9 protein-coding genes are annotated in these 13,126 nt (G+C 62.9%); 5 read left to right on the plus strand and 4 right to left on the minus strand.

Going from position 1 to position 13,126, the window contains the following annotated elements:
* Nucleotides 1–202 precede the first annotated feature (202 nt).
* Entirely contained in the window at nucleotides 203–1,333 is a 1,131-nt protein-coding gene (locus tag RB548_RS03355; protein ID WP_331373638.1) for a site-specific DNA-methyltransferase, read from the plus strand.
* Between the two features lie 228 nt (nucleotides 1,334–1,561).
* Here the strand turns inward: RB548_RS03355 and RB548_RS03360 are convergent, their stop codons facing one another.
* From RB548_RS03360 to mutY, 3 genes are all read right to left on the minus strand, one after another.
* Nucleotides 1,562–2,599, minus strand: coding sequence for a calcium-binding protein (locus tag RB548_RS03360; RefSeq protein WP_331373639.1), 1,038 nt, complete (start codon nucleotides 2,597–2,599; stop codon nucleotides 1,562–1,564).
* Between the two features lie 146 nt (nucleotides 2,600–2,745).
* Nucleotides 2,746–3,363 carry an HAD family hydrolase gene (locus RB548_RS03365; RefSeq protein ID WP_331373640.1) on the minus strand — a complete coding sequence of 206 codons (618 nt, stop codon included), beginning with the start codon at nucleotides 3,361–3,363 and terminating at the stop codon, nucleotides 2,746–2,748.
* 72 nt (nucleotides 3,364–3,435) lie between these two features.
* Entirely contained in the window at nucleotides 3,436–4,530 is a 1,095-nt protein-coding gene (gene mutY / locus RB548_RS03370) for an A/G-specific adenine glycosylase (RefSeq protein ID WP_331373641.1), read from the minus strand.
* 191 nt (nucleotides 4,531–4,721) lie between these two features.
* Here mutY and RB548_RS03375 point away from each other — a divergent pair, with 191 nt between their 5' ends.
* The 4 genes from RB548_RS03375 to ppdK all read left to right on the plus strand — a co-directional run bounded on the left by RB548_RS03375 (nucleotide 4,722) and on the right by ppdK (nucleotide 12,616).
* On the plus strand, nucleotides 4,722–5,234 hold the full coding sequence (locus RB548_RS03375; protein ID WP_331373642.1) for a DUF721 domain-containing protein: 513 nt from the start codon (nucleotides 4,722–4,724) through the stop codon (nucleotides 5,232–5,234).
* 116 nt (nucleotides 5,235–5,350) lie between these two features.
* Nucleotides 5,351–6,166, plus strand: a complete 816-nt coding sequence (locus tag RB548_RS03380) for a DsbA family protein (RefSeq protein ID WP_331373643.1) — start codon at nucleotides 5,351–5,353, stop codon at nucleotides 6,164–6,166.
* Nucleotides 6,167–6,280: 114 nt separating this feature from the next.
* Nucleotides 6,281–9,742 (plus strand): chromosome segregation SMC family protein, encoded by a 3,462-nt coding sequence (locus RB548_RS03385; protein WP_331373644.1) that lies wholly within the window; start codon nucleotides 6,281–6,283, stop codon nucleotides 9,740–9,742.
* Nucleotides 9,743–9,925: 183 nt separating this feature from the next.
* The gene (ppdK, locus tag RB548_RS03390; protein WP_331373645.1) at nucleotides 9,926–12,616 is read left to right on the plus strand and encodes a pyruvate, phosphate dikinase; all 2,691 of its coding nucleotides are present in this window, start codon (nucleotides 9,926–9,928) and stop codon (nucleotides 12,614–12,616) included.
* A gap of 48 nt (nucleotides 12,617–12,664) precedes the next feature.
* Here ppdK and RB548_RS03395 read toward each other — a convergent pair whose 3' ends face one another.
* Nucleotides 12,665–12,907 carry a hypothetical protein gene (locus tag RB548_RS03395; RefSeq protein ID WP_331373646.1) on the minus strand — a complete coding sequence of 81 codons (243 nt, stop codon included), beginning with the start codon at nucleotides 12,905–12,907 and terminating at the stop codon, nucleotides 12,665–12,667.
* Nucleotides 12,908–13,126: the final 219 nt, after the last annotated feature.

Genomic DNA, 13,126 nt, shown 5'->3' on the forward strand with positions numbered 1-13,126 from the left:
CTTTCCGAATTGCAGCCCATTGTTCCCGCTCTTTAACCGCCGGTGGTTTCTGGTTCCACTGTTATCAACCCTTGGGAATTGCTCCTGCTTGATAACTCTCGCTACCACGCGAATTTTTCCGGAACGGTTTCAGGCTTTGGTAACCATCTTCGGTAACCATAAGCGTATAGTCAGTCCGAGTAAGCGTATTTGCGAGTTGTCCATGTCTTCAGTTGTTTCGCTTGCCGAAATCTCCCGTGCCGCCCGTCCGTTGAACTGGCTCGACAGCATCATCAAGGGAGATTGCGTGGCAGCGCTGAACGCGCTTCCCGATAATTCCGTCGATGTCGTCTTCGCGGATCCGCCCTACAATCTCCAACTCGGCGGCATGCTGCACCGGCCTGACCAATCGCTGGTCGATGCCGTTGACGACGACTGGGACCAGTTCGCCTCCTTCGAGGCTTACGACGCCTTTACCCGGGCGTGGCTGCTGGCCTGCCGCCGTGTCCTGAAGCCGACCGGCACGCTCTGGGTGATCGGTTCCTACCACAATATCTTCCGGGTCGGCGCGATCCTCCAGGACCTGCATTTCTGGATCTTGAACGACATCATCTGGCGCAAGACCAACCCGATGCCGAACTTCAAGGGTCGCCGTTTCCAGAACGCGCATGAAACGCTGATCTGGGCGACGCCGAACGCGAAGGCCAAGGGCTACACCTTCAACTACGAGGCCATGAAGGCGGCGAACGACGACGTTCAGATGCGCTCCGACTGGTTGTTCCCGATCTGCTCCGGCGCCGAGCGTCTGAAGGGTGACGATGGCAAGAAGGTGCATCCGACGCAGAAGCCGGAAGCGCTTCTCGCCCGCATCCTGATGGCCTCGACCAAGCCCGGCGATGTCGTGCTCGATCCGTTCTTCGGTTCCGGCACCACCGGCGCCGTCGCCAAGCGTCTGGGCCGCCATTTCGTCGGCATCGAGCGCGAGCAGGACTATATCGATGCCGCGGCCGAACGCATCGCCGCTGTCGAACCGCTCGGTAAGGCGACGCTTTCCGTCATGACCGGCAAGAAGGCGGAGCCGCGGGTTGCCTTCAACACGCTGATCGAAAGCGGTCTGATCAAGCCCGGCACGGTTCTGACCGATGCAAGGCGTCGCTACAGCGCGATCGTGCGCGCGGACGGCACGCTTGCCTCGGGCGGCGAGGCCGGATCCATCCATCGGCTTGGGGCGAAAGTTCAGGGCCTTGATGCCTGCAACGGATGGACATTCTGGCACTTCGAAGAGGGCAACAGCCTGAAGCCCATCGACGAGCTCCGATCCGTCATTCGAAATGACCTGGCAAAACTGAACTGATCAACCAGTTCCGCTCGGGTCTTCGAAAAGCGCTCCGTCCGGTTTTTGTACCTTCAGTCCCGGAGGGAGAGCTTTAAACGCCCGGAATCCGCTGAGGATTCCGGGCGTTTGTACATGATGCGGAGGCGGGCCCCCTCATCCGGACTCGCCGCACGCTCTCAGTCCTCTCTCCCCGCAGGCGGGGAGAGGGCTAGGGTGAGGGGCGATCGAACATGCGTAGGGCCACAATCAAAGAAAGAAGTCGTCGACCCTCAGGCTGGTGACGCCGTTTACCTTGATCTGGAAATCGGCATAACCGTCGCCGTTGACGTCGCCCGAGATGACGCCGGAGCGGAAATTCAACTGGCCCGCCTCGCCGGAAAAACCACGGCTGCCGATGAAGGTGAAACTCTGGTTTCCGCTCCAGGTCGTGTCGGCGTCGATCGTCGAAAGGTCGATGACGTCCCATTCCGACCGGTGGAAATCGGCGATCACGTCGCGCCGGCTGCCGACGGCCGATTCACTGATCGAGTTGAAATCGAAGCTGTCGGTGCCGGTGCCGCCGTTGAGGTAGTCGAAGCCGGTACCGCCGCGCAGGATATCGGCGCCCGAGCCACCATAGAGATCGTCGTCGCCGCTGCCTCCATCGAGGAAATCGTCGCCGCCGAGGCCTTCGAGAATGTCGTGGCCGCCGAGCCCGCGCAGCACATTGGCGACCGAGCTGCCCGTAATGTCGTCATGGCCGTAGTTGGTGCCCGTCGCATTTTCGATGCTGATCAGGTCTTCCCGGCGGCCGGTGCCGGTGGTCGCGTATTTGTAGCCGAGGTCGATCGTCACGCCCCGGCCGCGCTCCGAACCGAAGCTGTCCTGCAGTTGGTAGCTGACCGTGTCGATGCCGGTGCCGCCGTTGAAGTAGTTCTTGAAACCGACCGAAAGGAAGCTGTCGTTGCCGCTATCGCCATAGTAGTCGCTGGCGTAGGTTTCGATCTCGAAGCGATCGTTGCCGCTGCCGCCGGAAACCACGTCATAGGAGCTTGCGTCACGGACACGTGCGTCGGCGATATAGAGATCATCGCCGGCGCCCATGAAGATATCGTTGCCGCCTTCGAAGTAGTTAACGACAACATCATTGCCGTAGCCCGCATCGACGAAGTTATATCCGCCGTAACTGTCGGTCCTGTTCAGATAAATCTGGTCGTTTCCGTCAAGTGCATAGATCTCTACCGAGATATAGCCGTTCTGAACGATCTTGTCGCTGTAGTTCGTGCCGTAGATACGCGTGGCCATGGAGCAGAACCTTTCGGGGTGGGCGTCGAATTCTGGTCCTGATCATGAGCGGCGAGAGCTGAATGACGGCTGAACCGATTGTGGCGCTTTGATGATTTTAAAGCCGCTGCGGGTATCGCAAAGCGTTGGTGATCTCGTCGAGGTTCTCAGTGCTGAACGCCGTAGCAGGCGAGATCTACCTTGAGCTTCTCGGGGTCGGTGAAGTGTACCGCATGCCAACCCGCAGTGCGCGCGCCCTCCACATTGGCCATGCTGTCGTCGATGAAGAGCGTGGCGGCGGGCTCCAGGTCAAAGGCCTTGGCATGGGCCCGATAGATTGCGACTTCGGGCTTGATCAGGCCGACGTCGCCGGAGACCGTCACGCCGCGCGGCAGCGTCAGGAAGGGATAAAGCTTCTGCACCTCACGGAATGTATCGGACGCAAAATTGGTGAGCATGGTGACATCGCGCCCTTCGGCGATCAGTCCCTCCATCAGGGAGACGGTCTCGACATAGGCATGTGGCACCATCTCGTGCCAGCATTTGCGAAAAGCCCGAATCTGTTCCTCGCGATCCGGGTGTTCTCGAATCAAAATGTCCTCCGCCTCTTCCCACGAGCGTCCCCGATCCTGTTCGACGTTCCAGTCGTGGGTGCAGACATTGGCAAAGAACCAGTTGCGCTCGGCTTCGTCCGGGATGATGCGGCAGTAGGGAAGACGCGGGTCGTAATGGATCAACACCTTGCCGATGTCGAAGACGATGTGGCGGATGTTGGCGCTGCTCATCGGCAATCCTTAGTTGTTCCAATGGGTTCTGTGTGGGGGACAGGCAAGAACCGTTTCACGTCCTTGTTTGTTCTAGATACGCTCAGCCTTGAAGGCGTGTGGTATAGCCTGGGCGATCGCCTTTTTCATGACAGTCGGCAGCGCCTGCGCCTTGAGCGACGCGATCGGCTCCCACCACCCATTCGCGCCCGTCTCGGCGCGCTGAACATTGGCGCGGTAGACCGAGAGGCGCAACTCGAAATGCGTGAAAACATGCGTGATCGTTCCGCAGGGCTCCCAGGACGCGGCGAAGGGCTGGGCATCGATCGAGGTTTCGCCGTCGCGGCGGGCAGTCCATCCCGTGCCGGGAACCTCGGTCATGCCGCCGAGAAGGCCGGTGTCGGCGCGCTTCTGCAGATAGACAGCGTTCGAGCGGTCGATCGCCACGAACGCGGCGCCGAGGCGCAGCGGCTTTTGCTTCTTCTCCGCCTTGCGTGGAAAGGTTTCGGGGTCGGCCATTGCAAGCGCCAGACAGCTTGCCCGGAAGGGACAGAGCGAACAGGCCGGTCGCTTCGGCGTGCAGATCGTCGCGCCGAGATCCATCATCGCCTGTGCGAAGTCGCCCGGGCGATCCTCCGGCGTGAGGTCAAGGACGCGCGCCCGCATTTCCGACTTGGCGGCGGGCAGCGGCGTTTCGATGGCGTAGAGCCGGGAGATCACGCGCTCGACATTGCCGTCGAGGACGGCGCTTCGGCGATTGAAGGCGATCGCCGCGACCGCCGCCGCCGTGTAGTCGCCGATGCCGGGAAGCGCTTTCAGCCCTTCCTCGTTGTCCGGAAAGCGCCCGCCGTGTTCGCCCGCCACCGCTTCGGCGCATTTTTTCAGGTTGCGCGCGCGGGCGTAATAGCCGAGCCCGGCCCAGGCTTTCATCACGTCTTCGATGTTCGCCTCAGCCAGATCAATGACCGTCGGCCACAGCATCAGGAACTTGTTGAAATAGGCCTTGACCGCTTGAACGGTGGTCTGCTGGAGCATGACCTCGGAGAGCCAGACATGGTAAGGATCGGCGACAACGCCCTTTCGCGCCATTGGCGGCGCGACCCGCCAAGGAAGATCGCGGTGGTGGCGATCGTACCAGTCGAGAAGTAGAAAGGTGGCGTCCGCCGCCTTTGCGGTGTCGTGCATCATTTGCCGGGGAATCCTTTTCCGGCCTATAGTTGGATGACGTCAGCCTACAGCGCCGCGCGTCTTGTCAGACGCGCAAAGGACGCTGTAGCACTTTGAATTGCTGCATGTTTTATCCTTAATCGGCTACGATTTAAGGAAACATGCAGTAGGCTTCAAGGCGCAATCGGAATTGCAAACAGAAAGTCGTGCCGGTGAATCAAGAAAAGGCCCGCAGGGGCGTCGTCCAGATCAGCGAGGTCGCAAACGGCCTGATCGATCCGGTGCTCGCCAAGCGCGCGGGCATCAACACCATGCTGCTGGGCTCCTGGGACGAGATCGCCGGTCCGGAGTTTGCCGACTGCACACGACCGGAAAAAATCGCCTGGCCGCGGCGCGCCTCCGAAATGGGCGGCGAGGGCGGCCATCAACCGGGCGTTCTGACCATCGCCTGCGAGGGCGCGAGGGCGCTTTTTCTGACCCACGCACAGGGCGAACTGATCCAGCGCATCAACGGTTTCTTCGGCTTCTATGCGATCGGCCAGGTGCGCATCGTGCAGAAGCCGGTTGCAGCCCCGCCCAAGCCGTTCCGTCGTCCGCGTCCGCTCGTCGGCGAGCCCGCGCGAAAGCTCGAAGCCATGGTGGAAGGCGTAGAAAGCGAGGCGCTGAAGGCAGCGCTGCGGCGTCTTGGCACTGCCGTGTTTTCGTCGCGCCGGAGGGGAGTTTGATCTTCAAGCGGTCACATTTCTTTGAATTCAGTTGAGACGCTGCCCCTTGTCGCCTCCAACAAGGCAAGTTATCGAATTCGCAATTCAATTTCCCTCACAGAACACAGGTCAAATTCATGTCCGCTTCCGAAAAGAGCCTTTCGAAACGCCTTCTGGGCGGTGCCGCCGTCGCCGCGCTTGCCGTGATGCTCGCCGCCTGCAGCGAGGAGAAGAAGGAGACGGCTTCGACTGCGCCGACTGAAACCAGCGCGACCGCGGAGGCGACGACCACTGCGTCCACGCCGGCAGCACCTGCCGCCACCAGCGAGGCAAAGCCTGCGGCAACCGAAGTTGCCCAGGCATCCCCATCCGCTGCCGCCAAGGTTGAGTTGCCGCAGCCGGAAGGCACTGTCGACGTGAAGAAGCTGCTTGAACCGGGCGCGCTGCCGGAAATGGCGCTGGGCGAAGCCAATGCGCCGGTGACGATCGTCGAATACATGTCGATGACCTGCCCGCACTGCGCGAACTTCCACAACAAGACCTTCGATGCCATCAAGGCGAAATATGTCGACAGCGGCAAGGTGCGGTTCATCATCCGCGAGTTCCCGTTCGATCCGCGTGCGGCAGCGGCCTTCATGCTGGCGCGCTGCGCGCCGGAAGGGCAGTACTTCCCGATGATCTCGATGCTGTTCAAGCAGCAGGAGCAGTGGGCCGCAGCGCAGAACGGCCGCGATGCGCTCCTGCAGATGTCGAAACTCGCCGGTTTTACACAGGAGAGCTTCGAGGCCTGCTTGACGAACCAAAAACTTCTGGATGATGTGAATGCAGTGATGCAGAGGGGCGCCAAGGATTTCGGCGTCAAGTCGACGCCGACCTTCTTCGTCAATGGTGAGCACTATTCGGGGGACATGTCGGTTGACGTTATGTCGGCCCTCATCGACAGCAAGCTCTGATCCTTCGCTTTTCCTGAAAACGGGCGACGGCAGCAGCCGTGCGCCCGTTTTTTCTTTCTGTGCTCCCTGTCTTCTTGGTGAACGGCTCAATGGTCGCCAGCGGAGGCGCGGCCCATGAAGTTCAACAAGCTCCGCCTGCTCGGCTTCAAATCCTTCGTCGAACCGAGCGAATTCGTCATCGAGCGGGGCCTGACCGGTGTCGTCGGCCCGAACGGCTGCGGCAAGTCGAACCTTGTCGAGGCGCTCCGCTGGGTGATGGGCGAAAACTCCTACAAGAACATGCGCGCCTCCGGCATGGACGACGTGATCTTTTCCGGCTCAGGCAACCGGCCGGCGCGCAACACGGCTGAAGTCGGCCTCTATCTCGACAACGCCGATCGCACGGCGCCTGCAGCCTTCAACGACAGCGATGAGATCCAGGTGACCCGCCGCATCGAGCGCGAGCAGGGCTCGGTTTATCGCATCAACGGCAAGGAGGCGCGTGCCAAGGACGTGCAGCTGCTATTTGCCGACGCGTCGACCGGGGCGCGCTCGCCATCGATGGTCGGCCAGGGCCGGATCGGTGAGCTGATCGCCGCCAAGCCCCAGGCCCGTCGCCAATTGCTCGAAGAGGCGGCCGGCATTTCCGGCCTGCATTCGCGCCGCCATGAGGCGGAATTGCGCTTGCGGGCGGCCGAGACCAATCTCGAGCGGCTCGACGATGTGACGTCCCAGCTCGAAAGCCAGATCGAGAGCCTGAAGCGCCAGTCCCGCCAGGCGAACCGCTTCAAGATGCTGTCTGCGGATATTCGCCGGCACGAGGCGATCCTCTTCCATATTCGCTGGGTGCAGGCCAAGGAGGCGGAAGCCGAGGCGACAAGCCAGCTGAACCAGATCACTGCACTGGTCGCCGAGAAGGCGCAAATACAGATGGAGGCAGCGAAAGCCCAGGCGATCGCCAGTCTCAAACTGCCGGAACTGCGCGAAAACGAGGCGAAGCTGGCGGCGGCGCTGCAGCGCCTGCAGATCGCCCGTTCGCAGCTGGAAGAGGATGCCGGCCGGATCCTCAGGCGCCGCGACGAATTGCAGCGTCGGCTGGCGCAACTCGCCGAGGATATCGCCCGCGAGGAGCGGCTGGTTGCAGACAATGCCGGTATTCTCGCCCGCCTCGATGAGGAAGAAGCGGAGCTCCGGGAAGTGCTGGCGGAGGCTGATGACCGCGCCGGCGAGGCGCGCGAACGGCTGGATGCAGCCAATGAAGCACTGTCGATCAGCGAAGCCGAACTTGCACGGCTGACGGCCGAGCGTGCCGAAGCCCAAGCGGGTCGCAATCAGATCGAAAGGACGCTTCGCGACCTCTCCGAACGGCAGGCGCGCCTTGTCCGTCAGCTTTCCGACCAGGCGCGCGATCTCGATGATATCGACCGGCAGATGGCGGCACTTCCCGATCCGCATGAGAAGCAGGGACAGGTGGAGGTCGCGCAAGCCGCGCTCGAGGAAGCCGAAGCGGTTGTCGTCGCCATTGAAGAGGCGCTCGCCGACGCCCGTGCAGATGAAGCTGCTGCCCGCCCGCCGGTCGATCAGGCGCGTGCAATGTTGAATGGCATCGAAGCCGAGGCACGCACGATCCGCAGGATGCTGGAGGCGGTCGGTGGTGGCGCCTATCCGGCGATCGTAGAGGAGATGAAGGTCGAGCGAGGGTTCGAGACGGCGCTTGGTGCGGCACTTGGCGACGACCTCGATTCGCCTTTGGATCAGGCTGCACCCGCGCATTGGCGAATGCCCGGCGACCATTCTGCCGATCCATCTCTGCCTGCGGGTGCTGTGCCGCTGGCCGGCTATGTGCGCGGGCCGGATGCGCTCAAGCGGGCGCTTGGCCAGATCGGAATCGTCGAAAGCGAAGCGGAGGCAGAGCGCCTGCTGCCGCTCTTGAAGACCGGTCAGCGCCTGGTGACGAAGGAAGGCGCGGTCTGGCGCTGGGATGGTCACGTGACGGGGTCGGAGGCGCCGAGTGCCGCGGCCCTGCGGCTCGCGCAGAAGAACCGGCTTCTTGAGCTTGAGAGCGAGACGGAGAATGCGACGGAAGCGTTGCGGCGAGCGGAGGCGGATCTTACCGCGGCCGGTGCGCGCATCCGTGCTGAGGATGAACGGCTGCGGCTTGCGCGCGATGCCCAGCGCATGATCGCCCGTCAACTCGGCGAGGCGCGCGAAGCGCTAGCTGCAGCCGAGCGCGCCTCGGGCGATCTCGCCCGCCGCCGCGCCGTCCTTGCCGAAACGAAGCTTCAACTGGAGGGGCAGCTCGAAGAGGCGGCAGAACGGATCGAGGCGGCCAACGACGCGCTTGCCGCAGCACCCGACCTCTCCGAACTCGAGTTCAGGCTGCGCAACCAGACGGCGGCGGTCGCCGCCGATCGCGCCGCGGTCGCAGAGGCGCGTGCTGCCCATGATGGCCTTGCCCGTGAAAACGAGGTGCGCCTACGCCGGCTTTCAGCAATCGCGGCCGAGCGCGAGACGTGGCGGGCGAGGGCAGCGAGCGCCGAGGAACATATCGGCACGCTGCGCGACCGCGAGGCGGAAGCGCGGGACGAAGTCGAGGAACTGATCGATGCGCCCGACGAGTTCGAGGACAAGCGCCGCGCGCTGATGAACGAACTGCAGAAGGCGGAGGCTTCGCGCCGCGAAGCGGCCGACGTCCTCGCCGAAGCGGAAGGCCGCCAGCGCGAGGCCGATCGGGTGGCCGCCGCTGCACTGTCGGACCTTGCCGAGGTCCGTGAAAAGCGCGGTCGCGCGGAGGAGCGCTTGGTTTCGGCCCGCGAGCGTCGTGTCGAGATCGAGGCGCGCATCCACGAGGGCCTTGCCTGCGCGCCGCACGAGGTGATGCGCTTGACGGGGCTTGCGGCCGATGAGGCGCTGCCCGGTATGCACGGCGTTGAGCGCGAGCTTGAACGGCTGAAGATCGAGCGGGAACGGCTCGGCGCCGTCAACCTTCGCGCCGAGGAAGAGCAGAAGGAACTCTCCGAACGCCTGGCGGCGATCCTCAAGGAGCGCGACGACGTCATCGAGGCAATCCGCAAGCTCCGCAGCGCCATCCAGAACCTCAACCGCGAGGGGCGCGAGCGGTTGATCGCCGCGTTCGACGTGGTCAATGTGCAGTTCCAGCGGTTGTTCACCCACCTCTTCGGCGGCGGAACGGCCGAGTTGCAGCTGATCGAGAGCGACGATCCGCTTGAGGCCGGCCTCGAGATTCTCGCCCGTCCGCCCGGCAAGAAGCCCCAGACGATGACGCTGCTCTCGGGCGGCGAGCAGGCGCTGACGGCGATGGCGCTGATCTTCGCTGTCTTCCTCACCAATCCGGCACCGATCTGCGTGCTCGACGAAGTCGACGCCCCACTCGACGATCACAATGTCGAGCGCTATTGCAACCTGATGGACGAAATGGCGGCCTCGACCGAGACCCGCTTCATCATCATCACCCATAACCCGATCACCATGGCCCGCATGAATCGTCTCTTCGGCGTTACCATGGCCGAACAGGGCGTCTCGCAGCTCGTTTCCGTCGACCTGCAGACGGCCGAACGCATGCGGGAAGTGGTCTGAGCTGCTCGCCCTGATCCCGTTAGGCGACTTCGAATAGACCGAATTGACGCCGCCTTGTTGGCTGTCGCCAGCTTGCGTTTCAATTTTGGTGCACCGCAACAAAAATCTTCGTCGGGTGCATTTTCACTCCGAAGCATATACTGTAGATCGTCATCAAAGGCTGTTTCTGGGTGGAGAGCAGGCATGACGAAATGGGTATATACCTTCGGCGGAGGCAAGGCCGAGGGGCGTGCGGGGGATCGCGACAGGCTTGGCGGCAAGGGAGCAAACCTCGCGGAGATGTGCAATCTCGGCCTGCCGGTGCCGCCGGGACTGACGATCGTCACGGATGCCTGCAACAGCTATTTCGAGAACGATAGAACCATGCCCGACGGTCTGCGCGAGCAGGTGCGGGAAGGTATTACCCGGATGGAGGAGACGACCGGCCGCATCTTCGGAGACACGACCCATCCGCTTCTGTTGTCCGTCCGCTCCGGCGCACGCGCGTCGATGCCCGGCATGATGGATACGGTTCTCAACCTTGGCCTCAACGACCAGTCCGTGCATGCGCTGGGGCACGACGCCGGCGATGCGCGCTTCGCCTGGGATAGTTACCGGCGCTTCATTCAGATGTATGGCGACGTCGTCATGGGGGTCGATCACGAGGTCTTCGAGGAAATCCTGGAGGACGAGAAGGGGCGGCTCGGACACGAGCAGGATACGGAGCTTTCGGCCGTCGAGTGGCAGCACGTGATATCGCGCTACAAGGAGGCGATCGAAGAGGTGCTTGGCGAGCCCTTTCCGCAGGATCCCGAGATTCAGCTCTGGGGGGCGATCGGTGCCGTCTTTTCGAGCTGGATGAACCCGCGCGCGATAACCTACCGCCATCTTCACGGAATTCCGGCCGGCTGGGGTACTGCGGTCAATGTTCAGGCCATGGTTTTCGGCAACCTCGGAAATTCGTCGGCTACCGGCGTCGCCTTCACCCGCAATCCATCGACGGGCGAAAAAGAGCTCTATGGCGAGTTTCTGGTGAACGCCCAGGGCGAAGACGTCGTCGCCGGCATTCGCACGCCGCAGAACATCACCGAGGCCGCGCGCATCGCGTCGGGTTCCGACAAACCCTCTCTTGAAAAGCTGATGCCCGAAGCATTCGCCGAATTCGAGGCGATCTGCAGCAAGCTGGAGCGGCACTACCGCGAGATGCAGGATCTGGAGTTCACGATCGAGCGCGGCACGCTGTGGATGCTGCAGACCCGGTCCGGCAAGCGCACCGCCAAGGCGGCGCTGAAGATAGCTGTCGACATGGCCGAGCAGGGGCTCATTTCAAAGAAAGAGGCGGTGGCGCGCATCGATCCGGCTTCCCTCGACCAGCTTCTGCATCCGACGATCGACCCCCATGCACGGCGAGACATTATCGGTTCCGGCCTGCCGGCCTCGCCCGGGGCGGCGACCGGCGAGATCGTCTTCACCTCCGAGGAAGCGGTGCAGGCCGTCAAGGAAGGTCGCAAGGTCATTCTCGTCCGCGTCGAGACGAGCCCCGAGGATATCCACGGCATGCATGCGGCGCAGGGCATCCTGACGACCCGCGGAGGCATGACCAGCCATGCGGCCGTCGTTGCCCGCGGCATGGGGACGCCCTGCGTTTCCGGGGCGGGCAATATCCGCGTCGATCCGCGCAACGAGCTGCTGATTGCCGCGAGCGTGACCCTGAAGAAGGGCGACGTCATCACCATCGACGGGTCTTCCGGTCAGGTGCTGAAGGGCGAAATCCCGATGCTTCAGCCCGAGCTTTCGGGCGATTTCGGCCTGATTATGGAATGGGCCGATGCGAGCCGCCGAATGACGGTGCGCACCAACGCAGAGACGCCTGCGGATGCGCGTGCCGCCCGTTCCTTCGGCGCCGAAGGTATCGGCCTCTGCCGTACCGAGCACATGTTCTTCGAGGACGACCGTATCAATGTGATGCGCGAAATGATACTCGCTGAAGACGAGGCGGGCCGGCGCACGGCACTCGCCAAACTTCTGCCGATGCAGCGCTCGGATTTCATCGAGCTGTTCTCGATCATGCACGGCCTGCCGGTCACGATCCGGCTTCTCGACCCGCCGCTCCACGAGTTCCTGCCGAAGACGGACGAGGAGATCGCCGACGTCGCCGGAGTCCTGTCGATCGATCCTTCCGAACTGCGCCAACGGGTCGATGCTCTGCACGAGTTCAACCCGATGCTTGGGCATCGCGGATGCCGTTTGGCGATCTCCTACCCGGAAATTGCCGAAATGCAGGCTCGCGCCATCTTCGAGGCCGCGGTCGAGGCCGCGCGCAAGACCGGCGCTGCCGTGGTTCCGGAGATCATGGTGCCGCTTGTCGGGCTTCGCTCCGAGCTTGATTATGTCAAGGAACGGATTGAGGCGGTCGCGAAGGACGTCATCGGCGAGGCCGGCGTGAACATCGACTACCTGATCGGCACGATGATCGAGCTGCCGCGCGCGGCGCTCCGGGCGGACACGATCGCCGAATCGGCTGACTTCTTCTCCTTCGGCACCAACGACTTGACGCAGACCACCTTCGGCATCTCGCGCGATGACGCCGCCCTGTTTCTCGCCACCTACCAGCAGAAGGGCATCATCGAGCAGGATCCGTTCGTCTCCCTCGATTTCGACGGTGTCGGCGAGCTGATCCAGATTGCGGCCGAGCGCGGACGGCGAACCAAGAACGGCTTGAAGCTCGGGATATGCGGCGAACATGGCGGCGATCCCGCGTCCATCCGCTTCTGTGAGGAGGCGGGTCTCGACTATGTCTCCTGCTCGCCCTTCCGTGTGCCGATCGCTCGGCTGGCGGCGGCACAAGCGGCGATCAACGGCAGCGGCAAGACGGAGGCGCTGGCGGCGAGTTGACTGCTATCCACGCCGCCCGCCTCTGCCCGCGACGGCGCCCGGTTCGCGTCAATACCAATAATACGGCCTGCGTATCAGGAAGTCGTTGTCGTAGCGGAAGGCGCGTGCCTCGGCGCGACGGTCGAGTTCTATGCGCTGCAGGCACGTGGCAAACGCATCCGTGCCACGGCGAAAGCCATAGGAGGCGCAGGTCGTTTCGTCCCTTGCGCGCCGCTCCTGCGGCGTCATCGTTTGGCACGCGGCCAGCAACAGCCCGGCCGCGGCGAGGATCAGCAGTCTCGAAGATTTCATCATTGCCTCCTGATCGGCACCGGTGGCACGCGACGGTTGCGCAGAAGATCAAACGAGCACAACGGATGTTGCTTAGCGCCGATCTCGGTGAGGGCCGCCGGTGCCGGCGTGTTGGGAACAGAGGTCGGCCGAAAGGCGGGGCGCCATGTTCACGGCGAAGCGAGGCAAAAGGTTCAACGCGCTTCGTTTTTTGGATGAAGAGGCTGCAAGCATGCACGG

Source organism: Sinorhizobium chiapasense (genome assembly GCF_036488675.1).
Taxonomy (GTDB): domain Bacteria; phylum Pseudomonadota; class Alphaproteobacteria; order Rhizobiales; family Rhizobiaceae; genus Sinorhizobium; species Sinorhizobium chiapasense.